The following is a 24,645-nucleotide window of genomic DNA, read 5'->3' as shown; positions in this document are numbered from 1 at the left end:
TCGACCGCCGATAGTTCAGGCGGAAAACCGCCCGGCGAACCGCGGCCTGCGATAGCCGATCATCCAGAAAATAAGGGCCAGCGCCAGAAAGACGGCAAATGCCGGCTGTGCCAGAACAGGCGCCACGAACGACCGCCAGATATCGGGGGATATATAGGTATTGGCCTGCATTTCCGCCACCACCAGGCTTTCCGGGCTCAAATTCAGCCAGGCGTTGCCAAGGCTCGTCACCACGACCGAGGAGGCGGAAACCGAGCGGATCGAATCCAGAGTGCCCGCGGCAACCGCGGCCATCAGCGCCAAAAGGCTCAGGAAATGGACAAAGCTTCGCATGGGACGGCTCCTTGTCGTCATGTCAACCATCCGCAACTGCCTGGAATTGCGCGCGAATATATGAAGAAATAACGCCGCCACGCATGCTTGGCAACGAAAGCGGCCAGGTTTCGCAAGCGGCTGTCAAAAATCCTTCAGATTCGGGTTGATCCTTGGAAAGGGATCGGTATATATCCCGCCCGACCGCTGCATGCCTTTGGTGCGCAGCCCTTTTCCAAAGGACAGGTGGCCGAGTGGTTGAAGGCGCACGCCTGGAACGCGTGTATACGTGAAAGCGTATCGAGGGTTCGAATCCCTCTCTGTCCGCCATTCCCTTGGATTTTCCAAAGCATTGCTGTTTTGTGGCTAATCGCGTCCCTTAGTCCTCTGTCTCCGACGGAGGAACGATGACGGCTCTGCCGGGGCCGATCGGCTTTCCGTCATGGGTCAGAATATCAAGCCGGATGGGCTTTCCGGTTTCGCGATCGACCAGCGTCGAGTGAACCTCGCCCGGCGCGAACAAATAGCGCTCCCCCCATTGGCGCAACGCAACCATCACCGGAAACAGGTCGCGCCCCTTGTCGGTCAGATGATATTCCTGATGAGCCCCGCCGTCAGCGGGCGCAACCGGTATCAGAATGCCGCGCTCGACCAGCGTGCGCAACCGTTGGGCAAGAATGTTCTTGGCAATGCCCAGGCTCTTCTGGAATTCGCCGAAACGCGTCAGCCCGTCGAAGGCATCGCGGACGATCAGCAGGGACCACCAGTCGCCGATCACATCCAATGACCGCGCGCTCGGGCAATAATCCCCGCCGAAACTCTTGCGCCTGACCATGGGCCTCCTTTCACACCATCGTGATGACGGTTGCATTATAAAACCAAACTGCTATCGATCAAATGGTTTCATTATTAAACCATTCAAGGAAGAACCATGCGACTCGATAGCGAAGAGAAACCGACTGCTGCCAGCGGCGAGATATACAGCCCGGAAACGCCGGTTCATGATCAAGACGGCAAGCCGCTTGCTAGTAACCAGAAGGACCGATCCCTTTCACCGGGCCTGACATTGCTCTTCGCCGTGGCGAGCGGTCTGGCGGTTGCCAACGCCTATTTCGCCCATCCGATGCTCGATGTGATGGCCGACGATCTCGGCTTATCCCGCGCGCATGCAGGCCTCATCGTCGCAGCAACACAGATCGGCTACGGATTGGGGCTGATCCTGCTTGTCCCGATCGGCGATCTCGTCGATCGCCGCAAGCTCGTGATCGTGCAGTCGCTTCTCTCGGTCCTTGCGCTGCTCTCCATAAGTTTTTCCTTCACCGGCCCCATGCTGTTGGTTTCCATGGCCATTATGGGGTTCCTTGCGGTCCTGACGCAGGCCTTCGTCGCCTATGCGGCCACCCTTGCCCGACCGAGCGAACGCGGTAATGTGGTCGGAGCCGTCACGGGCGGCATCGTGCTCGGCATATTGCTTGCCCGCACCGTCGCCGGCGCCCTCACCGACCTTTCAGGCTGGCGGACGGTCTATCTCGTTTCCGCCTTTCTGACACTCGTTATCGTGGCTGTGCTCTACAAACTGCTGCCGCGACAGGCGAAACCCGTCGAGCCGATGTCCTACCCACGTCTCATCGGCTCGCTCTTCAACCTTCTCGCGACCGAACCGGTGCTGCGGATCCGCGGGATCATCGCCATGCTGATCTTCGCCAATATCACCACCTTGCTGACGCCGCTGGTATTGCCGCTGAGTGCGCCTCCGTTCTCGCTATCGCATACCGCGATCGGTCTTTTCGGACTCGCGGGCGCGGCGGGAGCAATCGGAGCGACGAGAGCAGGCCGCTGGGCGGATCGCGGCTTCGGCCAACGCGTCACGGGCATGGCCCTTGCGCTCATGCTTGCCGCATGGCTACCCATTTCACTGCTTCCCCATTCGCTCCTGTGGCTTATGCTCGGCGTCATCGTCATCGATTTCGGCTTGCAGGCGGTGCATGTGACCAACCAAGCCATGATCTATCGCGTACGGCCGGAAGCGCAGAGCCGGCTGACAGCCGGCTACATGGTCTTCTATTCGATCGGCAGCGCCATCGGATCATCGTCGTCCACACTTGCCTATGCGCATGGCGGATGGACAGGCGTCTGCCTGCTCGGCGCCGGCATCAGCGGATTGACGCTCGCTTTCTGGGGACTGACGCTGCGCTTGATGCCGGCGGGCTCGGTTCGTGCGCTTTCATGAGGCGCACTCGGCCCCACCTCCAAGCCATCGTGGCTTACTTGTATTCGAGTTCCCTGCTCCTCTCGCCGGCGACGGCGGCGCGAAGCTCGTCCTCGTCCAGCGTCTCCTTCTCCAGGAGGAGGCGTGCCACCCGTTCCAGCACGTCCCTGCGTTCCTCGAGCAGAGCCACAGTGCGGTCGAAGGTTCCGTCGACGATGCGACGGACCTCCTCATCGACCGTCGTGGCGGTCTCGTCGGAATATTCTTGCTCCTGCGGCCCGTAATAGGGCTGGTCAGTGGAAAGATAGGAGCGCCGGTCCTTCTCCAACGCCACATGCCCGAGCTTTTCGGTCATGCCGTAGCGGGTCACCATGGCGCGGGCGATATCGGTGACCTTGATGAGGTCGTCGGCAGCCCCCGTCGATAGATGCTTGTAGACGATCCATTCGGCCGCCCGTCCGCCGAGCAGGACCGCCATCTTGTTCTCCAATTCCTCGCGGGTCATCAGGAACCGGTCCTCGGTCGGCCGCTGGATGGTATAGCCGAGCGCACCGATGCCGCGCGGGATGATCGAGACCTTGTGCACCGGATCGACCCCTGGCAATGCCATGGCGACGAGCGCATGGCCCATCTCGTGATAGGCGACGATCTCCCGCTCTTTCGGGTTGAGGAGCCGGTTGCGCTTTTCCAGCCCCGCCACGATGCGCTCGATCGCGTTGTTGAAATCCTCCATGGTGACCGCCTCCGCCTTGCGCCGGGTGGCAAGCAGCGTCGCCTCGTTGACCAGATTGGCGAGATCGGCGCCGGTGAAGCCCGGCGTTAGCGAGGCGATCTGCTCCACGTCGACTTCCGGAGCGAGCTTCGCTTTCTTGAGGTGAACGCTCAGTATCTGGATGCGACCGGGCTTGTCCGGTCGGTCCACCAGCACCTGGCGGTCGAAGCGGCCAGCCCGCAGCAAAGCGGGGTCGAGGATTTCCGGCCGGTTGGTGGCGGCGAGCAGCACTAGACCGGTCGAGGAATCGAACCCGTCCAACTCGACAAGAAGCTGGTTGAGGGTCTGCTCCTTCTCGTCGTGACCACCCGCCATGGGGCCGATGCCGCGGGCGCGGCCGAGCGCGTCGAGCTCGTCTATGAAGATGATGGCGGGCGCCTTGGCACGCGCCTGCTCGAAGAGATCGCGGACCCGCGCTGCGCCGACACCTACGAACATTTCCACGAACTCGGAGCCGGATATCGAGAAGAACGGCACCTTGGCCTCGCCGGCGACGGCTTTGGCGAGCAGGGTCTTGCCGGTGCCGGGCGGACCGACGAGAAGCACTCCTTTCGGCATGCGCCCGCCAAGCCGGCCGTAACCCTTGGGGTCCTTCAAAAAATCAACGATCTCCTTCAGCTCGTCCTTGGCCTCGTCCACGCCGGCGACATCCTCGAACCGCACGCCGGTATCGGATTCGACATAGATCTTGGCGCGGCTCTTGCCGATCTGCATCAGGCCGCCGCCCGGACCGCCGGCCATCCGCCGCAGCATGAACATCCACACACCGATGAAGAGCGCCACCGGAATGACCCAGGACAGGATATCGCGCAGAAAAGTGCTTTCGATCTGGCCTGTCACAACCACGCCATGCTGCTGGAGCTGCTGGGCAAGATCCTGCTCCACCCGGGTCGTCACGAAATAGGGCCGCTCGTTCTGCGGCTCCCGATAACGCCCCTGGATGAACCTGTCGGAGACGGAGACTTCCGCGATTTTTCCGGCCTGCAGATCCGTCTCGAACTGGCTATAGGGGATCTGCGCGACCTGCTGGGTCGTGGCGAAGAAATACTGGAACAGCATCAGGGCGAAAAACGCCGCGACCCAATACCAGACGTGAAACTGCGTCTTCTTGTTCATCTCCAAGTCCCCTCGGGGCAAATGCTCTGCCTATGATCTTGGTCACTCGCCGGCTTCGGCAAGACATAGGTTCGAGATGTCGGTTCGGGCGCATGGAAATCACGGCGTGGGCCGGAAGTTCACGCTCGGGATTTGCCAGTATTGTTCTCCTGACCCAAGTGACATCAAGATTTTTCGGAGTGGTACTCAAATTCTATTGAGCGCTCCATTTTCCCAATCGCACAGCATTTCACGCAAAAACACAAGGTGAACCGGAGCCCGGAACCGGTTTGCCGGCGGCGGGTTAGCCCATCATAGGTTCAATCAGAGGAGAAGACCTATGAGAAACATAATTCTTGCCGTTGGAGCCATCGCCATTACTTCACTTGGCTCGAGCGCACTTGCCCAGGAAAGCACCGTTACGGGTGCGGCCGGGGGTGCCGTGACGGGCGCGATCGTCGGTGGTCCCGTTGGCGCCGCAGTCGGCGGCATCGTTGGTGCCGCAGCCGGCACGGTGATCGATCCGCCGCCGCGTGAAGTCATCACCTATGTGGAACAGCAGCCGGCGCCGAGCGCCAGCGTCGTTGTGGAGCAGCCGATCGTCGTCGGCAAGCCCATACCCGAGACGGTGGTGCTGACCCCGGTACCGGACCACACCGACTATGCTTATGCGGTGGTGAACGACCAGCGCGTCATCGTCGATCCGAGAACTCACACGGTCGTTCAGATCATCGAATAAACCATGAAAATCGAGCAGGCTCCGCTCACGCGGGGTCTGTTCCGCTCTTCACTCGATCGACCGTCAGACGAAAACCGCCTGATCCACCCGATCTTCCTGCCCGAAGAATTTCAGGTAGCGCTCGACTTCCTTAGGATCGCCCGTCGCCTTCTGCGGATTGTCCGAAAGCTTGACTGCCGGACGGCCATTGGCGCTGCTGACCTTGCAGACGATCGAGATCGGTTTCAGCCCATCGATCTCCAGAGGAGCGCAACCGGCAAAATCGTTGGTGAGATTGGTGCCCCAGCCGAAGCTCATCCGCACACGGCCCTCGAAATGCTTGTACGTGTCGATGATGGCATCCACGTCCAGGCCGTCGGAGAAGATCAGCATCTTGTCTTTCGGATCGCGGCCCATCTTCTTCCACCAGGCGATGATCTTCTCGCCGCCTTCGATCGGCGGAGCGCTGTCGGGGCGAAAACCCGTCCAGTCGGCCACCCAATCCGGCGCGTCGCGCAGGAAGGCTGCGGTTCCGAAGGCATCCGGCAGCACGATCAGCAGGTTGCCGTGATAGAGCCGGTTCCAATCCTTCAGAACCTCGTACGGAGCCGCGTGCAATTTCTCGTCGCTATCGGCAAGCGCGGCCAGTACCATCGGCAGTTCATGAGCGTTGGTGCCCACCGCCTCGAGATCGGAATCCATGGCGAGCAGCACGTTGCTGGTGCCAGTGAAGGCGGGACCTATACCTTCTTTCAGGGCTTCCACGCACCAGCGCTGCCAGAGGAAGCTGTGGCGACGCCGAGTGCCGAAATCGGAAATTCTCAACCCCGGAAGGGTGCGCAGACGCTCGACCTTCTCCCACATCTTGGCTTTGGCCCGTGCATAAAGCACGTCCAGCGTGAACAGGCCGAGCGAGCGCATTGCTGCCCGCGAGCGCAGCTCGTTGATGATGGCGAGCGCCGGGATTTCCCAAAGCGTGGTTTCCATCCAACGCCCATGGAAATGCAGCTCGTACTGGCCGTCGCGTTTGGAGAGCTCGTATTCCGGCAGGCGGTAATCCGCGAGCCAGTTGAGAAATTCCGGTTCGAAAATCTGCTTGCGGCCGTAAAAGGTATTACCCGCAAGCCAGATCATCTCCTTCTTGGAGAGCCTCACATCCCGGGCATGATCGAGCTGCTCGCGCAGTTCCCCTTCATCGATCTCCTCCGCCAGGCGGACGGACTTGGTGCGGTTAATGAGGGAAAAGGTGGCATCGACCTCCGGATAGAGCTTCCAGATCATCTGCAGCATCAGGAGCTTGTAGAAGTCCGTGTCGATCAGGCTGCGGATGATCGGGTCGAGCTTCCAGGTGTGATTGTAGACCCTGGTTGCGATATCGGTCTTGGTCATGCCTGCCCTCGCCTGCGCTCCCCATGGCGGAAACGCTCCTCAGCATCGATAATCCAGAGGCGGCGGCAACCGCCCCAGGGCAGACTTATCGAAAAAAACGCGCGGGAAGTCCATAGCATCCAGCTATGGCGTGCTCGGGGGCCGCGCGTCCGGATTGGCCGGCGTGGTGTCGCCTGCCGGCGGCGTCGCCGTCTGCTCCGCGGGCGGCTCGGTTGTCTGCCCCCACCATTCCACGGCGCCCCATGCGATGAACGCCAGGATCAGGCCGCTCACCAGCACGATCAGGACGGGCCGGCCCGTTCGCGCCTGACGCGCCTCCGTCGGGCTCATCGGTTCCTCGATCGGAGAGCCGATCGGATGGGGATGGGACGACGATCTGTCCTTGGTGTCCATGATCTCGCTCCTTGTCCTGCCGGATTTTCTACCGGCTCCGACATTGGAACGAATGGAAACGGGCGAATGTTCCCGATCAGTAGCCAGTGTTCCGGTCCACCAGATATTCCAGCGGCTCGCCCGTCTCCAAGCGGCTGATCTGACCTTCCACATGGCGGAACAGCGCCCGCACATCGGAAGCGGCCGCCGCATGCGGTGTCACCACTACATTCTCCATGCCCCAGAAGGGGCTTTCCAGCGGCAGAGGCTCGGTCTCGAACACGTCGAGCGAAGCCCCGCCGAGGACACCGCTTTCCAGCGCTTGGAGAATGTCGGCCTCCACCTGGCTGCCGCCGCGGCCGGCATTCAGGAATACGGGTTTTCCAAGCGTACCGCCCTGCCGCAGCTTCGAGAAGACCGAGGCGTTGAAGATGCCGCGCGTTTCGGGCGTCAGCGGCAGCAGTCCGACCAGGATATCCGTGCGGGCGAGGAAGGCATCCAGCTCAGCCCCATGGAAGGTCTCGATGCCTTCGACTTCCTTTTTGCTGCGCGACCAGCCGATGACGTTGAAGCCGAGCGCCTTCAACTTGGCAGCCGAGTCTTGACCGAGAACGCCGAGCCCCATGATGCCGACCGTCACTTCCGACGCCTCGGGCTGCGGAAGTTCGAGCCAGCGGCGCTCACGCTGCTGCTTCAGATAGGTGGGCACCTGCCTCAGATGCGTCAGGCATTGCAGCACCACCCATTCGCTCATGCGGGTGGTCAGGCTGTGATCGACGAAACGCACGATCGGGATGTCCGGCAAATCCGGCAGCGAGAGAATGTGATCGACCCCGGCACCGCCGGAGAAGAGGACCTGCAAATTCGAAGCCCGCGAAAACAGATTGCGGTCAGGCTTCCAGATCACCGCATAGCGTGCTCCCGTCAGGTCCGCATCCGGATCGGAGGCGTGAAGCACTGCTCTGCCTTGAAATGCCCCGGCCAGCGCGGCCTCTACTTCGGCACGATCGAATTTTAGGTCGATGACGACCGGACTGTTATCGGGCATGGTTCACCTGGTCGATTATTGCTGTATGCCGCCGTTCTCGACGGCTTCGAGATCGAAGGCCGCCGCCATCAGGGCGCGGGTATATTCCTGCTTGGGCGCCTTGAAAATCTCATCGGCCGGCCCCTCCTCCATCACCTTGCCGAGACGCATGACGATGACATGATTGGCGAGCGCCTTCACGACCTTCAGATCGTGACTGATAAAGAGATAAGCGAGATCGTGCTTTTTCTGCAGGTCCCGCAGGAGATCGACTACCTGCGCCTGCACGGTCATGTCGAGCGCCGAGGTCGGCTCGTCGAGCATGACGAAACGCGGTTTCAGGACCATGGCTCGGGCGATCGCGATGCGCTGCCGCTGGCCGCCGGAGAATTCATGCGGGTAGCGCCAGCGCGTCGCGGGATCGAGCCCGACCTCCGACAGCGACCAGGCGACCCGTTCGTCCCGCTCCCGCTCGGAAAGCGCGCGCTCGTGCACCTTCAGGCCCTCGGCGATGATATCTCCCACCGGCATGCGCGGCGAGAGTGAGCCGTAAGGGTCCTGAAAGACCACCTGCAGCCGGTCACGCAGAGGGCGCATCTCCTTGAAGGAATATTTGCCGATATCGTTGCCGATGAAGGCGATCCTGCCTTCGGACGAGATCAATCGCGCCAGCGCCAGGCCGAGCGTCGTCTTCCCGGAACCCGATTCGCCGACGACACCGAGCGTCTCGCCCGCCCTGAGCTTTAGGTTGACGCCGTCCACCGCCTTCACGTGATCGACCACCCTGCGCAGGAACCCCGCCTTGATCGGAAACCAGACGCGGATGTCCTCGCCTTCCATCACTACCGGCCGGGAGGGATTGGCAGGCGGCGGCTCGCCGCGCGGTTCGGAAGCCAGCAGATGGCGCGTGTATTCGTGCTTGGGGTTGACGAAAACCTCCTCCACGGGGCCGGTCTCGACGATCTTGCCCTTGGTCATGACGCAGACCCGGTCGGCGAATTTCCGCACGATGCCGAGATCATGGGTGATGAACAGCATGGACATGCCGTGATCGCCCTTGAGACGGCGCAAAAGATCGAGGATCTGTGCCTGCACGGTCACGTCGAGCGCGGTCGTCGGCTCGTCAGCGATCAACAGCTTCGGGCGGTTGGCGAGCGCCATGGCGATCATCACGCGTTGGCGCTGCCCGCCGGAAAGCTCGTGCGGATAGGCCTTCAGGCGCTTTTCAGGCTCGCGGATGCCGACCTGGTTCAGGAGTTCGAGGACGCGCGTTCGCGCCGCCTCGCCGGTGATGCCCTGATGCAGGTCGAGGATTTCGCCGATCTGCTTCTCGATCGCATGGAGCGGATTGAGCGAGGTCATCGGCTCCTGAAAGATCATGGTGATGTCGTTGCCGCGCACATGGCGCAGTTCCGCTTCCGAAGCTTTCAGGAGGTTCTTGCCGCCGAAAAGGATTTCGCCGGACGGATGGCTCGCCGCCGGATAGGGCAGAAGCTTGAGAACGGAATTGGCCGTCACCGACTTGCCCGAGCCGGATTCGCCCACCAGCGCCATCACTTCACCAGGCATGATGTCGAATGAAACGCGGTCGACGGCAAGCGAGGTGTTTTCACCTTGATGGAAGGCTACCGAAAGATCGCGGACGGAGAGGAGAGGTTCTGTCATCGGCTCACCGGAACGTCTTTCTGGGGTCGAAGGCATCGCGCACCGCCTCGCCGACGAAGATCAGCAGCGACAGCATGATCGACATGGTGAAGAAAGCCACAAGCCCGAGCCAGGGCGCCTGCAGATTGTTCTTGCCCTGGGCGATCATCTCACCCAGCGAGGGAGAGCCGGGCGGCATGCCGAAACCTAAGAAATCCAGCGAGGTGAGCGTTGCGATCGAGCCGGACAGGATGAAGGGCAGGAAGGTGAGCGTCGCCACCATGGCATTCGGCAGCAGGTGGCGGAACATGATCGTCCCGTTGCCGACGCCGAGCGCGCGGGCGGCCCGCACATATTCGAAATTGCGCGCCCGCAGGAACTCGGCGCGCACCACGCCGACGAAACCCACCCAGGAGAAGAGCAGCATGATGCCGAGCAGCACGAAGAAACCGGGCGGCAGGATCGCGGCGATGATCAGCAGGATGTAGAGTACCGGCATGGACGACCAGATCTCGATGAACCGCTGCAGGAGAAGGTCCGTCCAGCCACCGAAATAGCCCTGCACGGCACCGGCCGTCACGCCGATGATCGCCGAGCAGATGGTGAGCGCCAGCCCGAACAGAACCGAGACGCGGAAGCCGTAGATCGTACGCGCCAGCACGTCGCGTGCCTGGTCGTCGGTGCCGAGCCAGTTCATGTTGCCGAGAATGCAATTCGGGTCCTGATCGCCTGCCGGATAGGCGCTGCAGCGGTCGCCCTCCGGCATCAGCCAGAAGGGCGGTGTCGGCGCCGAATGGGGGATGTTGGAATTGACCGTCTGGTAGGAGTAGCGGATCGGCGGCCAGATCATCCAGCCATTGGCATCGATTTCCTGTTGGATGAAGTCCGAACGATAGTCGGTCGTGGCAAGGAAGCCGCCGAACTTCTCCTCCGGATAATCCACGAATACCGGATAGAGGATTTCGCCCTTGTAGGAGGCGATGATCGGCCGGTCATTGGCGATGAACTCGGCGAACAGGCTCAGCACGAAGAGGACCATGAAGATCCAGAAGGACCAGTAACCGCGCTTGTTGGCGCGGAAATTGGCAAGCCGCCGGCGGTTGGTCGGCGAAATCCAGGGCTTCTTCGGCGGAGCGGCGGTTTCCCTCACCGAGGTTGCGACGGGCGCCTCCATGTCAGACATCCCTCCGCTCGAAATCGATGCGCGGGTCGATCCATGTGTAGATGAGGTCGGAGATCAGTCCGACGAAGAGGCCGATCAGCGAGAAGATATAAAGCGTGCCGAAGACGATCGGATAATCGCGGTTGACGACCGCGAGATAGCCGAGCCGGCCGAGACCATCGAGCGAGAAGATGTTCTCGATCAGGAGCGAGCCGGTGAAGAAGGCCGAGATGAAGGCGCCCGGAAAGCCGGCGATGACGATCAGCATGGCGTTGCGGAAGACATGTCCGTAGAGCACCTGCCGCTCGTTCAGCCCCTTGGCGCGCGCCGTCACCACATATTGCTTGCGGATCTCGTCGATGAAGGAGTTCTTCGTTAGCAGCGTCGTGGTGGCGAAGGCGGAAAGCGAAAGGGCGATCAGCGGCAGCGTCAGGTGCCAGAAATAATCGATGATCTTTTCCCACCAGGAGAGCTGGGCGAAATTATCGGAAACGAGGCCACGCAGCGGGAACCAATCCAGGAAGGAGCCGCCGGCAAACAGCACGATCAGCAGGATGCCGAACAGGAAGCTCGGCACGGCATAGCCCACCACGATGATGCCCGAGGTCCAGACGTCGAAGGCCGAACCGTCCTTCACCGCCTTGCGGATGCCGAGCGGGATCGAGATCAGGTAGGAGACGATCAGGATCCAGAAGCCGAGCGAGATCGAGACCGGAAGCTTGTCGATGATGAGGTCCAGCACCGACGTATTGCGGAAGAAGCTTTCGCCGAAATCGAAGCGGATGTAATTCCACATCATTTCGAAAAAGCGGGTGAGCGGCGGCTTGTCGAAACCGAATTGCTGCTCGAGCTTCTTGATGAATTCGGGATCGAGCCCCTGGGCGCCGCGATAGCTGCCTTCGCTTCCCGACAGACCCTGGCTCAGCATGTCGCCGCCGCCCGAAAGTCGGTCGCCCATATCCTGGCCCTGCAATTGGGCGATCACCTGCTCGACCGGGCCGCCCGGCGCGAACTGCACGACAAGGAACGAGATGGCCATGATGCCGATGATCGTCGGGATCATCAGCAGGAGACGGCGGAGAATATAGGCGCCCATCAGAGCTTCCTGCCCGTTGTCACCGGCATTGCTTCACCGCGTATCTGCGTGACGTTCAAAAGGCACTTTCCTCGTTTTCGATGCCGAATCATTCGATCCCATTTGGAACAGGTGCGGATGCGGGGTGCAAGCCTCGTCAGTTCGAGGCGTTCTTCGACCACCAGATGTCCGGAAAGCCGATGCCATATTCCGGAAGCCTTTCCGGATGCGTGATCTGATTCCAGTAAGCGATCTTCACCTCGCCGGAATAGAACATCGGAACGACGAAATGGTTGGCGAGCAGCACGCGATCCATCGCCCTGATCGCCGCCTCCTGCTCCTCTCGATTGGGCGCAAAGGTGATCATCTGGATGAGCTGGTCGACGGCGGGATCGGCGATGCCCGCATAGTTGCGCGAGCCGGGCCTGTCGACGGATGCCGAACCCCAGTAGTCCACTTGCTCATTGCCCGGATTCATGGTCTGCGCCCATAGGCCATACATCATGTCATAGTCGAAGCTGCGGACGCGATTTATGTATTGCGATGAATCGACTATGCGGAGCCGGGCGTCGATGCCGATCTTCTTGAGGCTGGCCACATATGGCTGGACGGTGCGCTCGAAGGACGGGCTATTGAGCAGGATTTCGAAGCTCATCGGCTGACCGGTCTTGGCATTCACCATCCGGTTGCCCTTGAGCTCCCATCCCGCCTCCTTGAAGAGCCCGACAGCCTTGCGCAGATTGTCGCGCACCTTGTTCGGATCTCCGCCAACCGGATTGGTATAGGGAGTGGTGAAGACCCGCGCCGGGACCTTATCCTTGAGGCCTTCGAGAATTTCCAGTTCGCGACCCTCAGGCAAGCCGGAGGACGCAAGCTCCGTCCCCCAGAAAAAGCTGTCGACACGCTTCAAGCCGCCATAGGCGAGGTTCTTGTTGATATCCTCGAAGTCATAGGCGTAGTTCAGCGCTTCGCGCACTCGCGCATCCTTGAAGAGGTCGCGCCGCATGTTCGGCACGAAAGCCTGCATCACGCCGGTGGCGCGGAAGGGGTTGGTCAACTCCTCGCGTATGATGCGGCCTTCCTTGACCGCCGCGAAATCATAGCGGGTGGCCCAGCGGCTGGAGCTGTTTTCCTGCATGTAATCGATGTTGCCTGCACGGAAAGCCTCGAATTCGACATCCTTATCGGCGAAATAGGTGTAGCTGATCACCTTGAAATTGTTCTGGCCGATGTTGACGGGCAAATCCTTGCCCCAATAGTCATCCCGCAGCTCGTAGCGGATGGTCGAACCGGGCTGGAAGGATGCCATCTTGTAGGGACCGGATCCCATGGGGGGCTCGAGCGTGGTGCGCGAGATATCACGCTGCTTGCCCTGCGCATCCTTGCCCTCCCACCAGTGCTTCGGCAGCACCGGGAAATCGCCGACGATGGAAGGCAGCTCCTTATTGTTCTTTTCATCGAAACGGAAGGTCACCTCGCGGTCGCCCGTCTTTTCCGCTGCGGTCACATGCCGGTAATAGCTCGAGAAGAGCGCACTGTGTTCCTTCGCCTTGTCGAAGCTGAAGATCACGTCCTCCGGAGTTACCGGCTGGCCATCCGCCCATTTCGCTTCCGGACGAAGCCGGAAGGTCACCGACGATCTGTCCTCCGGATAGGAGAGCGACTCCGCCAGAAGCCCGTAAGAGCCGAATACCTCGTCTTCCGAACGCTTCAGAAGCGTGTCGAAGATGCTGGAGATGCCGGATGCGGGGGTGCCTCTATCGATATAGGGATTGAAGTTGTCGAAGGTTCCCTCGCTGGAAAGACGCAGCTCGCCCCCCTTCGGGGCTTCGGGATTGACATAGGGTAGCTGTTTGAAATCCGCAGGCAGCTTGGGCTCGTCGAGGATGGCGATGGCATGCCGCCATTGCTGCTCCTGGGCCAGGGCGGCCGGCGCCGCCGATATCATCGCCAGAATGATCGCAAAGCCCGCCTTCAATCCCGGCAAAACCATCCGCATACCCCTTCGTCTTCGTTTGTTGCAGCGAAGCATAGGGCAAAAGGAGGCAAAAAACAGGAGCCGGCCGCTCACAACCGTTTTATTGCGGAACATCGCCTTGCGCCGATCTCCGTTTCACCAAATTCCTGTTTCACGATACATTCACAGGCGGGAAGTGATTTGTCCGGGGACGGCGGAATACAATGCACCTGATATCGAAAATCATTTTGCGGGCGGCGGCTGCCGTTCTTCTTTCGGGGAGTCTCGCGGGGCAATCGGTGGCGCAGGAAGGAAAACCGGCCAAGGAATTGTTCGGCGGCATGAAGTTGCCGAGCAGGTCCGACGCGCAATCCTTCGGCTTCTATTCCAAGGGCTGCATGGCGGGCGGCGTCGCGATCCCGACCGACGGACCAACCTGGCAGGCGATGCGTCTTTCGCGGAACCGACGCTGGGGCCACCCGCAGATGATCGCGCTGATCGAGCAGTTCTCGCGCGATGCGACGGAAAAGGCCGGTTGGCCGGGCCTGCTCCTGGGCGACATTTCCCAGCCGCGCGGCGGTCCGATGCTCACCGGCCACGCCTCACACCAGATCGGCCTCGATGCCGATATCTGGCTGACGCCGATGCCCCAGCGCAAGCTGAGTTACCGCGAGCGTGAGGACACCTCGGCGATATCGATGCTTGCGAAGAACAAATTCCTGACGGTCGATCCTTCGATCTGGACACCGCAGCACGCCAGGCTGATCATGCTGGCGGCCAGCTATCCGCAGGTCGAACGCGTCTTCGTCAATCCGGCCATCAAGAAAAAGCTCTGCGATACCTGGACCGGTGACCGCTCGGCGCTTGGCAAGGTGCGCCCGATCTACGGCCACGACTATCATTTCCACATCCGCATCAAGTGCCCGGCGGATGCCGTCGGCTGCAAGGCACAGGCTCCGGTCCCGGAGGGGGACGGCTGCGACAAGTCGCTCGCCTGGTGGTTCACCGATGAGCCCTGGGCAAAGCCGAAGCCCGATCCGAACAAGAAACCGGTCAAGCCGAGGCCGGTGGTCCTCTCCGACCTGCCGAAGGCCTGCGCCGTCGTGCTGGCCGAGCCCGCCCGGCCAGAGGAGGAAGCCACATTCGGCACCGATGCCGTGGCCTTTTCCTCAGAACAGCCGCCGAGTGCGCCGGTGCAAAGCATCGAGGCGATCATCGGTGACGAACCCGCGGCCCTTGCGAACGTTCCCGTTCCGCTGCCGCGGCCGATGCGATGAAGCCTCTCCGGGCGTCGCCGACGCGATCGGCGGCACTTGCACTTTCCAAGGGCTGCAGCACGCGCTAGAAGGCCACTGCAAACGATTGAAATCGTCTCTCGGTGAGGAACCCCGCATGTCCGCCCAGCCCTGCATAGCGCTGATCGCGCACGACGAGAAGAAGGACGACATGGCGGAATTCGCCCGCCGTCACCAGGCCGCACTTTCCCGCTTCCGCATCGTGGCGACCGGCACCACCGGCGGACGGGTGCAGGAAGCCTGTCCGGGACTCGAGGTGACGCGATTGAAGAGCGGCCCGCTCGGCGGTGACCAGCAGATCGGCGCAATGATCGCCATCGGCGAGGTGGACATACTCATCTTCTTTATCGATCCTTTGAGCGCTCTTCCCCACGATGTGGACGTGAAGGCGCTGACCCGGCTCGCCACAGTCTACGATATTCCCATGGCGCTGAACCGCGCCACGGCCGAGCGACTGATCGATTTCCACTGAGACAACACGAGTTTGCCGATGGCCGACGTTTCGAAGACCGATAATCTTCCCTTCCCAATCCTGATCGGCGATATCGGCGGCACCAATGCCCGGTTCTCCATCCTGACGGATGCCTATGCCGAACCTCGGCACTTCCCGAATGTCCGCACCGCCGATTTCCCGACCATAGACGAGGCGATCCAGAAGACGGTGCTCGACACGACCTCCGTGCAGCCGCGATCGGCCATCCTCGCCGTCGCCGGACCGATAGACGGCGACGAGATCGATCTGACCAATTGCGACTGGATCGTGCGCCCGAAGGCCATGATCAGCGAGCTCGGCTTCGAGGACGTGCTGGTCCTCAACGACTTCGAGGCCCAGGCGCTAGCCGTCGCCTCTCTTCCGGCGGAATATCGCGAGCCGATCGGCGACAGCGGCGAGCCGCAGCTCGCCTCGCGCGTCGTCCTCGGGCCCGGCACCGGACTTGGCGTGGCCGGCCTGGTGCATGCCCAGCACACCTGGTTTCCGGTGCCCGGCGAGGGCGGGCATGTGGATATCGGGCCGCGTTCCGACCGCGATTTCCAGATATTCCCCCATATCGAGCGCATCGAAGGCCGCATTTCCGCCGAGCAGCTCCTCTGCGGGCGCGGTCTGGTCAACATCTACCGCGCGATCTGCGCTGCCGACGGCATCGACCCTAAACTCGCCATTCCCGCCGACGTGACGGCGCTCGGCCTCTCCGGCGACGACCGACAGGCGGCCGAAACCATCGAGCTCTTCGTCACCTATCTTGGCCGTCTGGCGGGCGACATGGCTCTAATCTTCATGGCGCGCGGCGGCGTCTATCTCGCAGGAGGCATTTCCCAGAAGATCGTCACCGCGCTGAAAAAACCGGAATTCCGTATCCAGTTCGAGGACAAGGCGCCGCATTCCGAACTGATGCGCACCATACCGACCTATGTCGTCACCCATCCGCTCGCAGCACCCGCAGGCCTTGCAAGCTATGCCCGCGCGCCCTCGAGCTACGGCATTTCCACCGACGGCCGCCGCTGGAGGCGCTGATCGGACGATTCTCGCCCTCGACGCTTTCAAAAGCCGCGTCGAAGGGCTAAGACGCCCGGCGCGTCATATTGCGCCCGACGGTAAAACCGGAATGGGAAGGCCTTTTTGAAAGCCGAGACCAAGAAGACGAAACGCCAGATCGATGCCGGCACCGTCAGCAGCGTGCTGAAGCGCATCATTGCCGAAAACGGCCGCGATCATATTCCCGGCTATGCCTTCGCGATCTTCTGCCTGGTGGTGATCGCCGGAACGACCGCCTTCACCGCCTGGATCATGGAAGCCGTGGTGAACGAGGCTTTCGCCAACAAACGCGCCGATGTGGTGGTTGCCATCTGCGGCGGCATTCTCGCCGCCTTCGTGCTGCGCGGCCTTGCCACCTACGGCCAGGCCGTTACGCTTTCGAAGATCGGCAACAATATCGTGGCGCGCTACCAACGCCGCCTCTATTCCCATTTGATGTCGCTTTCGGTCGGCTTTTTCGCCGAGGCTCGCTCGGCTCATCTGGCCGCCCAGGTGAGCCAGAACGTCAACGGCATCCGCGACGTCCTCAATCTTACCGTCACCTCCACCGCCCGCGACCTGCTTTCGCTGATTGCGCTGATCGGCGTCATGATCAGCAAGGACCCCATTCTTTCGCTGATCATTCTCGTCGTGGCGCCGGCGCTCATCTATTCGCTACGCATCGTTTCCCGGAAACTGCGCAAGGCGACGGTGGAGGCGGTCCATCTCAACAGCCATGTGCTGGGGGCCATGCAGGAGACGATCCAGGGCATCACCATCGTCAAGGCCTTCACGATGGAACGGGAACTGAACAGCAAGGTGGACACCATCATCACCGCTGCCGAAGGCCGCGCAAACCGCATAGCGAGGCTTTCGGAGCGCACCGCGCCGCTGACCGAGACCTTCGCAGGGCTGGCGATCTCCGGCGTGCTCGCCTATGCCGCCTTTCGCTCCATCTACCATGACATCCCCCCTGGAGCTTTCTTCGCCTTCGTGACAGCCCTGCTGATGGCCTACGATCCGGCACGACGGCTCGCAAAACTGCAGGTGCAGATGGAGCGCGCCGTCGCGAATGCCCGCATGATCTATGCCCTTCTCGACCTGCAACCGCAGCAGCGCGAGCAACCGGATGCGAAGGACCTCGTGGTGTCCGATGCTAGGATCGAGTTGCAGGGTGTCGCCTTCGCCTATGCGAACGGCGATCCGATCTTGAAGGGGGTCGATATCGTCGCCGAAGGGGGCAAGACCACGGCCCTGGTCGGCCCTTCGGGTGCCGGCAAATCCACCATCATCAATCTCATACCCCGCTTCTATGACCCCACTGAGGGCCGTATCCTGATCGACGGACAGGATATCACGACCGTCACCAAAACCTCGCTCAGGCACAGCCTCGCCTATGTCTCCCAGCAGCCCTATCTCTTCGAAGGCACGATCCGCGACAATATCCGCTACGGACGGCCGGATGCGGCGGACGCGGAAATCGAGGAAGCCGCGAGGCTGGCGCATGCGCACGATTTCATCCTCGCCCAGCCCAAGGGCTATGACACGCCGGTCGGCGAAAACGGCGTGACGCTGTCCGGCGGGCAGCGCCAGCGCCTGTCGATCGCCCGCGCGCTGGTGCGCAGAGCGCCGATCCTGCTTCTCGACGAGGCGACCTCCGCCCTCGACAACGAATCGGAAGCCGCCGTGCAAAAGGCGCTGGAGACGGCCATGACCGGCAGAACCGTGATCGTCATCGCGCACCGGCTCTCGACCGTCGTCAAGGCGGACAAGATCGTCGTCATGCATGAGGGCCGGGTGATGGAGGAAGGCACGCATGAGACGCTTGCGAAGCGCAAGGACGGTCTTTACGCTCGCCTCAACAACCTGCAGGCGCCCGGAACCGGGCAGCTTGCCGGAGCATGACAAGGTGTTACAGGAACGGGATGACGCATGAGCGGCAATGACATGAAACTCGTGGTGGTCGGCGCCGCCGGTCGGATGGGCCAGACCCTGATCCGCATCATCCACGAGACCGAGGGCGCAATCCTGCATGCCGCCATCGAGCGCGAAGGCTCTCCCTTCATCGGCAAGGATGCCGGTGAGCTTGCAGGCGTTGGCCCGCTCGGCGTACCGGTGACCAGCGATCCGCTGGCCGCCTTCCTGCATGCGGAGGGCGTGCTCGATTTCACCGCGCCGGCGGCAAGCGTCGCCTTTGCGGGGCTGGCCGCCCAGGCACGCATCGTGCACGTGCTCGGCACGACCGGCTGCTCGGCGGAAGACGAGGAAAAGATCAAGGCCGCTGCGCGCCACGCCCGCGTCGTCAAGTCCGGCAATATGAGCCTCGGCGTGAACCTGCTCGGCGTGCTGGTCGAACAGGCCGCCCGCGCCCTGCCAGCGGCGGGATGGGATATCGAGGTCGTCGAGATGCACCACAAGCACAAGGTCGACGCTCCCTCCGGCACCGCGCTCCTATTGGGCGAAGCGGCCGCCAAGGGGCGCGGGATCGAACTTCCAGCGCATGCGGTCAAGGTCCGCGACGGGCACACGGGCGCCCGTGAGACCGGGACCATCGGCTTTGCGACGCTGCGCGGCGGCTCCGTCGTCGGCGACCACTCCGTCATCCTCGCCGGCGAGGGCGAACTCGTCACGCTGTCGCACAGCGCGCGTGACCGCTCCATCTTCGCCCGCGGCGCGGTTGCGGCGGCTCTCTGGGCGCGTGACAAGAAGCCCGGCTATTATTCCATGCTCGATGTTCTCGGGCTCTCCCACTGACATTTCCTGGAGGAATTTCATGAGCGGTACCCTCGTCCTCGTTCGCCACGGCCAGAGCGAATGGAACCTCAAGAACCTGTTCACCGGCTGGCGCGACCCGGACCTCACGCCGCTCGGCATCCAGGAAGCCGAAACCGGCGGACAGGCGCTTGCCGATACCGGCATCAAGTTCGACATCGCGTTTACGTCCGTGCTGAAGCGCGCCGAGGACACGCTGAAGATCGTGCTCGACAAGGTCGGCCAGCCCGGTCTCGAAACCATCCGCGACCAGGCACTCAACGAACGGGACTACGGCGATCTCTCCGGTCTCAACAAGGACGATGCCCGCGCCAAGTGGGGCGAGGAGCAGGTGCATATCTGGCGCCGATCCTATGACGTTCCGCCGCCCGGCGGCGAGAGCCTGCGCGACACGGGCGCGCGCGTCTGGCCCTATTACCTGACCGAGATCCTGCCCCGCGTGCTGCGCGGCGAGACGGTACTGGTCGCCGCGCACGGCAATTCGCTGCGCTCGCTGGTGATGGTGCTCGACAAGCTGAGCAAGGAGGAGATACTCAAGCTCAACCTCGCGACCGGCGTGCCCATGGTCTACAGGCTGAACGCCGACTCCACCGTGGCCTCCAAGGAAGTTCTCGGCGACATGTCCGGCGCGCATTGAGCGCGCTCAGGGCGAGGGTACTCCTCAATTCTCGATCGTGAACTGCACCCGGTCGGCTGCGAACCGGGTGATGGCATATTGCACCGGCACGCCTTCGGTATCCGTGTTCAGCGCACGCGTCACCAGCACGATTGCCCCCGGTGACAATTCCAGATCGGCAAGATCACCGCTATCCGCATGGGTAGCCGTGATCTCGGTCGTGGCACGAAGATAGTCCGACAGGCCGAGCTTTCCGAAAGCGGCGGTTATGGAGCCGCTGTCGCGATAGGCCTGCTCCAATCCCCGAAACCTTTCGGCCGGAAACCATGCCGTCGAGCGCGCGACGGCCCGGCCATCGGCCTTGCGCACAATCTCCAGGCGGATCACCGATGTCCCTTCCGGAACTTGCAGACGGGCGGCAAGCTCGGCGGAGGCAGGCTCCTCGGCGGAATGGAGCAGAAGGCCTTCCTTCTCCCGCGCCTGGTCTCCGATCCCCTCGATGAAGCGCGTTCGCCGGCGGATCGGGAAAGTCAACCGCTCCTTGCGTTCGATCAGCGTGCCCCGCCCCTGCATGGGGCGGACAATGCCCTCCTGCGCCAGCGCGGCAAGCGCGCTTCTCACCGTGTGGCGATTGACCCCGAATTCGGCGGCGAGCGCCACTTCCGGAGGCACTTTGCCAGTCGCGTCGTAATTGCCATTGGCAATCGAGGTGCGGATGCGGTCGGCGATCTGCCGCCACAACGCCACCCCGTTCTGTCGTTGAACGTTCGAATGTCCCTTGTCCATGTCACATGCTTGTTACGTTTGCGGGTTACCAGTATAGTAACTTGTATGGTTGTCTATATCAATAGACATTTGAGGACCTGACAATGGATATTGCAGAACAAACAGGGCCGGACCAGGCGGAGCGCCGCCGGACCGTCGGCCTGCTCGCGCGCGCGACACCCGGCGAGCTTCGAACAGCCTGGGAAACCCTTCCCGAAAAACCCGAGGCGAAGCCTATCCGCGGCCCCGAGACCGGGCTGGTGATGGTGCGCGGCCGCATCGGCGGCGGCGGCGATCCCTTCAATCTGGGCGAGGCGACGATAACCCGCGCGACGGTGATGCTGGCCTCCGGCACGGCCGGGCACGCGCAGGCGCTCGGCACGAATAAGGAAGCCGTCCGGCTCGCCGCCATCTTCGATGCGCTCTGGCAGGAACCCGGCACGCGCGATTTCGTCGAAAGAGAACTCCTGTCGCCCGCGGAAGCCCGGCTTGCCGCCGAGGACGAGCGGAAGGCACAGGAGACGGCCGCCACCCGCGTCGATTTCTTCACCATGGTACGGGGAGAGGACTGATGAACATAAAGACCGCAGCTCTGACCGGCGGCTTCAACGATCCCGTCTTCCAATCCCAAAGCGTGTTCCGCAAGCTCATGGACGGCATGGCCCGTCCGGGCAGCATCCATCACGTGGAGGACGCGATGGGGCAGCCGGAGCCGCTCGGCGCGGCCGCCGGCGCCATCGCGCTGACGCTGCTGGACCATGAGACGGCCGTATGGCTGAGCGCCGGGCTTGCGAAATCACCGGCCGCAAACTGGATCAGCTTCCACACCGGCGCGCCGATCACCCGGGAAAAGGCCGAGGCCCGCTTCGCCTTCGTGGAGGCCGGCGCGACCATCGCCTCTTTCGGGCTCTTTGCGGCCGGCACGCAGGAATACCCGGACCGCTCCACGACGATCATCATAGAAGTCGCGGAATTCGACGCCGGCGAGACCCTCACGCTTTCAGGACCCGGTATCCAGAAATCGGTCACCGTTTCCATTGCCGGGCTGCCGGAAGTCTTTCAGCGGCTCTGGGCCGACAACCGGGCGCTTTTCCCGCGCGGCGTGGACGTGGTGCTGACGGCCGGCAGCCGTTGCCTGTGCCTGCCGCGCACGACCAGGATCGCCGCTTCACGGGCAGGAGAATAAGCCATGTATGTTGCCGTCAAGGGTGGCGAGACCGCCATCAGAAACGCCCATCGGCTGCTTGCCGATCGACGCCGGGGCGACCGGACGCTGCCTTCCGTCACCATCGAGCAGATCGTCGAACAGCTCGGCCTTGCGGTCGACCGCGTGATGGCGGAGGCCTCCCTCTACGACCGGCCGCTCGCCGCACTCGCCGTCCGCCAGTCGCGCGGCGACCTCATCGAAGCGATCTTCCTGCTGCGCGCCTACCGCACCACCCTGCCGCGCTTCGGCACTTCGGTGCCGATCGATACGGCGAAGATGCTGGTGGAGCGGCGCGTCTCGGCCACCTACAAGGACCTGCCGGGCGGCCAGCTTCTCGGCCCCACATTCGACTATACCCACCGCCTGCTCGACCCCTCGCTGATCGCCGACACCCCCGTCGAGGAGCCCGAGCGGCGGGAAGCCACGGGCGATGCCGTCATGCGCGTCGCCGATATTCTCGCCCATGAGGGCCTGATCGAATCCGACGGTGAGTTCCCGGAAGACCATCAGGCGGGCGATATCACCCGCGAGCCGATGGAATTCCCCATGCCTCGCGATCTGCGTCTGCAGTCGCTTGCCCGCGGCGATGAGGGCTTCCTGTTGGCGCTCGGCTATTCCACCCAACGCGGCTATGGCCGCACTCACCCCTTCGTCGGGGAAATCCGGATCGGCGAGGTGGAAGTTGAAATCGAGGTTCCCGAACTCGGCTTTTCCGTCTCGCTCGGCCGCATCCAGGTCACCGAATGCCAGATGGTCAACCAGTTCAAGGGCTCGGCCAAGGCGCCGCCGCAGTTCACCCGCGGCTACGGGCTCATCTTCGGTCAGAGCGAGCGCAAGGCGATGAGCATGTCGCTGGTCGATCGCGCGCTGCGGGCGGAAGAGTTCGGCGAGGACATCACCGCGCCGGCGCAGGATGAGGAATTCGTCATCTCCCATTCCGACAACGTGCAGGCGACGGGCTTCGTGGAGCACTTGAAGCTGCCGCATTACGTCGACTTTCAGGCCGAACTCGCGCTGGTGCGCAAGATGCGCGCCGATATCGAAGCCGCCCGTAACGGCGACAACCCCATGCAGGAGGCTGCCGAATGACGGACCTTGCCAGCTACAATTTCGCCTATCTGGACGAGCAGACGAAGCGCATGATCCGTCGGGCGATCCTGAAGGCGATCGCCATTCCGGGCTATCAGGTACCCTTTGCTTCCCGCGAAATGCCGATGCCCTACGGCTGGGGAACCGGCGGCGTGCAGGTGACCGCTTCCATCATCGGCCCGGACGACATCCTGAAGGTGATCGATCAGGGCGCCGACGACACGACGAATGCGGTCTCGATCCGAGCCTTCTTCGAGAAGGTCGCGAATGTCGCGGTCACCACCCATACGAAGGAAGCGACGATCATCCAGACCCGCCACCGCATTCCCGAGCAGAAGCTCGGGGAAGGCCAGGTGCTGGTCTATCAGGTGCCGATTCCGGAACCTCTGCGCTTCCTCGAACCGCGGGAAACCGAGACGCGCAAAATGCATGCGCTTGAGGAATATGGCCTCATGCATGTGAAGCTCTACGAGGATATCGCCCGCAACGGCCGGATCTCCACCACATATGCCTATCCGGTGAAGGTCGCCGGGCGCTACGTCATGGACCCGTCGCCGACCCCCAAGTTCGACAATCCGAAGATGCACATGTCCGATGCGCTGCAGCTCTTCGGCGCCGGCCGCGAAAAGCGCATCTATGCGGTTCCGCCCTATACCGACGTGGTCAGTCTCGATTTCGAGGATCACCCGTTCGAAATCCAGAAGTTCGAGCAGCCCTGCGCGCTCTGCGGCGCAAGAGGCGTCTATCTCGACGAGGTGGTGCTCGACGACAAGGGCGGGCGCATGTTCGTCTGTTCCGATACCGACCATTGCGAGGAACGCCGCGAGGAAGGCCATACCGGCGAGATGCCGAGCCAGGAGGCAGCAGAATGACCGACACACCGCTCCTCAAGGTCAATTCCGTTTCGAAGTTCTACGGTCAGCGCATCGGCTGCAAGGATGTGTCCTTCGATCTCTGGCCGGGCGAAGTGCTCGCCATCGTCGGCGAATCCGGCTCGGGCAAGACGACCCTCCTCAACTGTATCTCGACCCGGCTCATGCCCACGGCGGGCAGCGTCGAATACCGCATGCGCGACGGCAATTTCCGTGACCTCTATCACATGGGAGAGGCCGAACGCCGCTTCCTGATGCGCACCGACTGGGGCTTCGTGCACCAGAACCCCGCCGACGGGCTTCGCATGACGGTCTCGGCCGGCGCCAATGTCGGCGAGCGGCTGATGGCGGTCGGCGACCGGCACTACGGCAAGATAAGAGATACGGCAAGCGATTGGCTCACCCGGGTCGAGATCGGCACCGACCGCATCGACGATCAGCCTCGCGCCTTCTCCGGCGGCATGCGCCAGCGCCTGCAGATCGCCCGCAATCTCGTGACCAGTCCCCGCCTCGTCTTCATGGACGAGCCGACCGGCGGGCTCGATGTCTCGGTGCAGGCCCGCCTGCTCGATCTGGTTCGCGGCCTGGTCAACGATCTCGGCCTCGCAGCGATCATCGTCACCCACGACCTTGCCGTCGCCCGCCTCCTCTCCCACCGGATGATGGTGATGAAGGACGGCTTCGTCATCGAGCACGGTCTGACGGACCGGGTGCTGGACGACCCACGCGAGCCCTACACGCAATTGCTCGTTTCATCGATCCTTCAGGTGTGAGGAAAACAAAG

At 62.4% G+C, this 24,645-nt stretch carries 24 protein-coding genes and 1 tRNA gene; 14 read left to right on the top strand and 11 right to left on the bottom strand.

Annotation, left to right across the window (positions count from 1 at the left end; genetic code table 11):
- Positions 1-15: 15 nt before the first annotated feature.
- Positions 16-333 (bottom strand): hypothetical protein, encoded by a 318-nt coding sequence (locus ACE04I_RS04480; RefSeq protein ID WP_487206685.1) that lies wholly within the window; start codon positions 331-333, stop codon positions 16-18.
- A gap of 219 nt (positions 334-552) precedes the next feature.
- On the opposite strand from ACE04I_RS04480, the gene ACE04I_RS04475 reads away from it, so the two are divergent.
- Positions 553-642: transfer RNA gene (locus ACE04I_RS04475), tRNA-Ser, on the top strand.
- 49 nt (positions 643-691) lie between these two features.
- Here the strand turns inward: ACE04I_RS04475 and ACE04I_RS04470 are convergent.
- A complete protein-coding gene (locus tag ACE04I_RS04470) occupies positions 692-1,147 on the bottom strand; it encodes a winged helix-turn-helix transcriptional regulator (RefSeq protein WP_046793923.1) in 456 nt (151 codons plus the stop codon).
- A gap of 96 nt (positions 1,148-1,243) precedes the next feature.
- Here ACE04I_RS04470 and ACE04I_RS04465 point away from each other — a divergent pair, with 96 nt between their 5' ends.
- Entirely contained in the window at positions 1,244-2,542 is a 1,299-nt protein-coding gene (locus tag ACE04I_RS04465; protein WP_487206684.1) for an MFS transporter, read from the top strand.
- A 34-nt stretch (positions 2,543-2,576) separates the two neighbouring features.
- Here ACE04I_RS04465 and ftsH read toward each other — a convergent pair whose 3' ends face one another.
- Positions 2,577-4,409, bottom strand: coding sequence for an ATP-dependent zinc metalloprotease FtsH (gene ftsH / locus ACE04I_RS04460; protein WP_487206683.1), 1,833 nt, complete (start codon positions 4,407-4,409; stop codon positions 2,577-2,579).
- A gap of 319 nt (positions 4,410-4,728) precedes the next feature.
- Between ftsH and ACE04I_RS04455 the strand changes: the two genes are divergently transcribed.
- Positions 4,729-5,127, top strand: coding sequence for a DUF1236 domain-containing protein (locus tag ACE04I_RS04455; protein WP_046793921.1), 399 nt, complete (start codon positions 4,729-4,731; stop codon positions 5,125-5,127).
- Between the two features lie 63 nt (positions 5,128-5,190).
- Here the strand turns inward: ACE04I_RS04455 and pncB are convergent, their stop codons facing one another.
- The 7 genes from pncB to ACE04I_RS04420 all read right to left on the bottom strand — a co-directional run bounded on the left by pncB (position 5,191) and on the right by ACE04I_RS04420 (position 13,774).
- Positions 5,191-6,495 (bottom strand): nicotinate phosphoribosyltransferase, encoded by a 1,305-nt coding sequence (gene pncB, locus ACE04I_RS04450; RefSeq protein WP_487206682.1) that lies wholly within the window; start codon positions 6,493-6,495, stop codon positions 5,191-5,193.
- A gap of 123 nt (positions 6,496-6,618) precedes the next feature.
- Positions 6,619-6,888, bottom strand: a complete 270-nt coding sequence (locus ACE04I_RS04445) for a hypothetical protein (protein ID WP_082118308.1) — start codon at positions 6,886-6,888, stop codon at positions 6,619-6,621.
- Positions 6,889-6,964: 76 nt separating this feature from the next.
- A complete protein-coding gene (locus tag ACE04I_RS04440) occupies positions 6,965-7,915 on the bottom strand; it encodes a 2-hydroxyacid dehydrogenase (RefSeq protein ID WP_487206681.1) in 951 nt (316 codons plus the stop codon).
- A gap of 15 nt (positions 7,916-7,930) precedes the next feature.
- Positions 7,931-9,559, bottom strand: a complete 1,629-nt coding sequence (locus tag ACE04I_RS04435; RefSeq protein WP_487206680.1) for an ABC transporter ATP-binding protein — start codon at positions 9,557-9,559, stop codon at positions 7,931-7,933.
- Positions 9,560-9,563: 4 nt separating this feature from the next.
- A complete protein-coding gene (locus ACE04I_RS04430; protein WP_487206679.1) occupies positions 9,564-10,712 on the bottom strand; it encodes an ABC transporter permease in 1,149 nt (382 codons plus the stop codon).
- Between the two features lies 1 nt (position 10,713).
- Entirely contained in the window at positions 10,714-11,796 is a 1,083-nt protein-coding gene (locus tag ACE04I_RS04425) for a microcin C ABC transporter permease YejB (RefSeq protein WP_046793916.1), read from the bottom strand.
- A 136-nt stretch (positions 11,797-11,932) separates the two neighbouring features.
- Complete coding sequence (locus ACE04I_RS04420; RefSeq protein ID WP_487206678.1) at positions 11,933-13,774, bottom strand: extracellular solute-binding protein; 1,842 nt, start codon at positions 13,772-13,774, stop codon at positions 11,933-11,935.
- A 182-nt stretch (positions 13,775-13,956) separates the two neighbouring features.
- On the opposite strand from ACE04I_RS04420, the gene mepA reads away from it, so the two are divergent.
- The 6 genes from mepA to ACE04I_RS04390 all read left to right on the top strand — a co-directional run bounded on the left by mepA (position 13,957) and on the right by ACE04I_RS04390 (position 19,949).
- Positions 13,957-15,009, top strand: a complete 1,053-nt coding sequence (gene mepA, locus ACE04I_RS04415; protein ID WP_487206677.1) for a penicillin-insensitive murein endopeptidase — start codon at positions 13,957-13,959, stop codon at positions 15,007-15,009.
- Between the two features lie 115 nt (positions 15,010-15,124).
- Positions 15,125-15,499 (top strand): methylglyoxal synthase, encoded by a 375-nt coding sequence (locus ACE04I_RS04410; RefSeq protein ID WP_046793914.1) that lies wholly within the window; start codon positions 15,125-15,127, stop codon positions 15,497-15,499.
- Positions 15,500-15,517: 18 nt separating this feature from the next.
- Complete coding sequence (locus ACE04I_RS04405; RefSeq protein WP_046793913.1) at positions 15,518-16,540, top strand: glucokinase; 1,023 nt, start codon at positions 15,518-15,520, stop codon at positions 16,538-16,540.
- Positions 16,541-16,645: 105 nt separating this feature from the next.
- Complete coding sequence (locus tag ACE04I_RS04400) at positions 16,646-18,445, top strand: ABC transporter ATP-binding protein (RefSeq protein WP_487206676.1); 1,800 nt, start codon at positions 16,646-16,648, stop codon at positions 18,443-18,445.
- A gap of 27 nt (positions 18,446-18,472) precedes the next feature.
- Entirely contained in the window at positions 18,473-19,294 is an 822-nt protein-coding gene (dapB, locus tag ACE04I_RS04395) for a 4-hydroxy-tetrahydrodipicolinate reductase (protein WP_487206675.1), read from the top strand.
- Between the two features lie 19 nt (positions 19,295-19,313).
- The gene (locus ACE04I_RS04390; protein ID WP_046793910.1) at positions 19,314-19,949 is read left to right on the top strand and encodes a 2,3-bisphosphoglycerate-dependent phosphoglycerate mutase; all 636 of its coding nucleotides are present in this window, start codon (positions 19,314-19,316) and stop codon (positions 19,947-19,949) included.
- A gap of 24 nt (positions 19,950-19,973) precedes the next feature.
- Here ACE04I_RS04390 and phnF read toward each other — a convergent pair whose 3' ends face one another.
- Positions 19,974-20,714 carry a phosphonate metabolism transcriptional regulator PhnF gene (phnF, locus tag ACE04I_RS04385; protein ID WP_487206674.1) on the bottom strand — a complete coding sequence of 247 codons (741 nt, stop codon included), beginning with the start codon at positions 20,712-20,714 and terminating at the stop codon, positions 19,974-19,976.
- Between the two features lie 83 nt (positions 20,715-20,797).
- Here phnF and phnG point away from each other — a divergent pair, with 83 nt between their 5' ends.
- Genes phnG through phnK form a run of 5 tightly spaced genes read left to right on the top strand, consistent with a single transcriptional unit; the run spans position 20,798 to position 24,634 of the window.
- Positions 20,798-21,265, top strand: a complete 468-nt coding sequence (gene phnG, locus ACE04I_RS04380; protein ID WP_046793908.1) for a phosphonate C-P lyase system protein PhnG — start codon at positions 20,798-20,800, stop codon at positions 21,263-21,265.
- The gene (phnH, locus tag ACE04I_RS04375) at positions 21,265-21,879 is read left to right on the top strand and encodes a phosphonate C-P lyase system protein PhnH (RefSeq protein WP_487206673.1); all 615 of its coding nucleotides are present in this window, start codon (positions 21,265-21,267) and stop codon (positions 21,877-21,879) included. The genes phnG and phnH overlap by 1 nt, the downstream gene beginning before the upstream one ends.
- 3 nt (positions 21,880-21,882) lie before the next feature.
- Positions 21,883-22,989: a carbon-phosphorus lyase complex subunit gene (locus ACE04I_RS04370; RefSeq protein WP_046793906.1), complete on the top strand. Its 1,107-nt coding sequence runs from the start codon at positions 21,883-21,885 to the stop codon at positions 22,987-22,989.
- Positions 22,986-23,861, top strand: a complete 876-nt coding sequence (locus ACE04I_RS04365; RefSeq protein WP_046793905.1) for an alpha-D-ribose 1-methylphosphonate 5-phosphate C-P-lyase PhnJ — start codon at positions 22,986-22,988, stop codon at positions 23,859-23,861. The genes ACE04I_RS04370 and ACE04I_RS04365 overlap by 4 nt, the downstream gene beginning before the upstream one ends.
- Entirely contained in the window at positions 23,858-24,634 is a 777-nt protein-coding gene (phnK, locus tag ACE04I_RS04360; RefSeq protein WP_487206672.1) for a phosphonate C-P lyase system protein PhnK, read from the top strand. Before ACE04I_RS04365 ends, phnK begins: the two co-directional genes overlap by 4 nt.
- Positions 24,635-24,645: the final 11 nt, after the last annotated feature.

The organism is Rhizobium moroccans, from assembly GCF_057559155.1.
Note: the sequence above shows the minus strand (reverse complement) of the source record. Positions and strands in the feature narration are given on the sequence as shown.

What these genes read in the sequence shown, in the direction of transcription:
- ACE04I_RS04480 (WP_487206685.1), bottom strand. Translation starts at nt 333, where the DNA reads ATGCGAAGCTTTGTCCATTTCCTGAGCCTTTTGGCGCTGATGGCCGCG.
- ACE04I_RS04470 (WP_046793923.1), bottom strand. Translation starts at nt 1,147, where the DNA reads ATGGTCAGGCGCAAGAGTTTCGGCGGGGATTATTGCCCGAGCGCGCGG.
- ACE04I_RS04465 (WP_487206684.1), top strand. Translation starts at nt 1,244, where the DNA reads ATGCGACTCGATAGCGAAGAGAAACCGACTGCTGCCAGCGGCGAGATA.
- ftsH (WP_487206683.1), bottom strand. Translation starts at nt 4,409, where the DNA reads ATGAACAAGAAGACGCAGTTTCACGTCTGGTATTGGGTCGCGGCGTTT.
- ACE04I_RS04455 (WP_046793921.1), top strand. Translation starts at nt 4,729, where the DNA reads ATGAGAAACATAATTCTTGCCGTTGGAGCCATCGCCATTACTTCACTT.
- pncB (WP_487206682.1), bottom strand. Translation starts at nt 6,495, where the DNA reads ATGACCAAGACCGATATCGCAACCAGGGTCTACAATCACACCTGGAAG.
- ACE04I_RS04445 (WP_082118308.1), bottom strand. Translation starts at nt 6,888, where the DNA reads ATGGACACCAAGGACAGATCGTCGTCCCATCCCCATCCGATCGGCTCT.
- ACE04I_RS04440 (WP_487206681.1), bottom strand. Translation starts at nt 7,915, where the DNA reads ATGCCCGATAACAGTCCGGTCGTCATCGACCTAAAATTCGATCGTGCC.
- ACE04I_RS04435 (WP_487206680.1), bottom strand. Translation starts at nt 9,559, where the DNA reads ATGACAGAACCTCTCCTCTCCGTCCGCGATCTTTCGGTAGCCTTCCAT.
- ACE04I_RS04430 (WP_487206679.1), bottom strand. Translation starts at nt 10,712, where the DNA reads ATGGAGGCGCCCGTCGCAACCTCGGTGAGGGAAACCGCCGCTCCGCCG.
- ACE04I_RS04425 (WP_046793916.1), bottom strand. Translation starts at nt 11,796, where the DNA reads ATGGGCGCCTATATTCTCCGCCGTCTCCTGCTGATGATCCCGACGATC.
- ACE04I_RS04420 (WP_487206678.1), bottom strand. Translation starts at nt 13,774, where the DNA reads ATGCGGATGGTTTTGCCGGGATTGAAGGCGGGCTTTGCGATCATTCTG.
- mepA (WP_487206677.1), top strand. Translation starts at nt 13,957, where the DNA reads ATGCACCTGATATCGAAAATCATTTTGCGGGCGGCGGCTGCCGTTCTT.
- ACE04I_RS04410 (WP_046793914.1), top strand. Translation starts at nt 15,125, where the DNA reads ATGTCCGCCCAGCCCTGCATAGCGCTGATCGCGCACGACGAGAAGAAG.
- ACE04I_RS04405 (WP_046793913.1), top strand. Translation starts at nt 15,518, where the DNA reads ATGGCCGACGTTTCGAAGACCGATAATCTTCCCTTCCCAATCCTGATC.
- dapB (WP_487206675.1), top strand. Translation starts at nt 18,473, where the DNA reads ATGAGCGGCAATGACATGAAACTCGTGGTGGTCGGCGCCGCCGGTCGG.
- ACE04I_RS04390 (WP_046793910.1), top strand. Translation starts at nt 19,314, where the DNA reads ATGAGCGGTACCCTCGTCCTCGTTCGCCACGGCCAGAGCGAATGGAAC.
- phnF (WP_487206674.1), bottom strand. Translation starts at nt 20,714, where the DNA reads ATGGACAAGGGACATTCGAACGTTCAACGACAGAACGGGGTGGCGTTG.
- phnG (WP_046793908.1), top strand. Translation starts at nt 20,798, where the DNA reads ATGGATATTGCAGAACAAACAGGGCCGGACCAGGCGGAGCGCCGCCGG.
- phnH (WP_487206673.1), top strand. Translation starts at nt 21,265, where the DNA reads ATGAACATAAAGACCGCAGCTCTGACCGGCGGCTTCAACGATCCCGTC.
- ACE04I_RS04370 (WP_046793906.1), top strand. Translation starts at nt 21,883, where the DNA reads ATGTATGTTGCCGTCAAGGGTGGCGAGACCGCCATCAGAAACGCCCAT.
- ACE04I_RS04365 (WP_046793905.1), top strand. Translation starts at nt 22,986, where the DNA reads ATGACGGACCTTGCCAGCTACAATTTCGCCTATCTGGACGAGCAGACG.
- phnK (WP_487206672.1), top strand. Translation starts at nt 23,858, where the DNA reads ATGACCGACACACCGCTCCTCAAGGTCAATTCCGTTTCGAAGTTCTAC.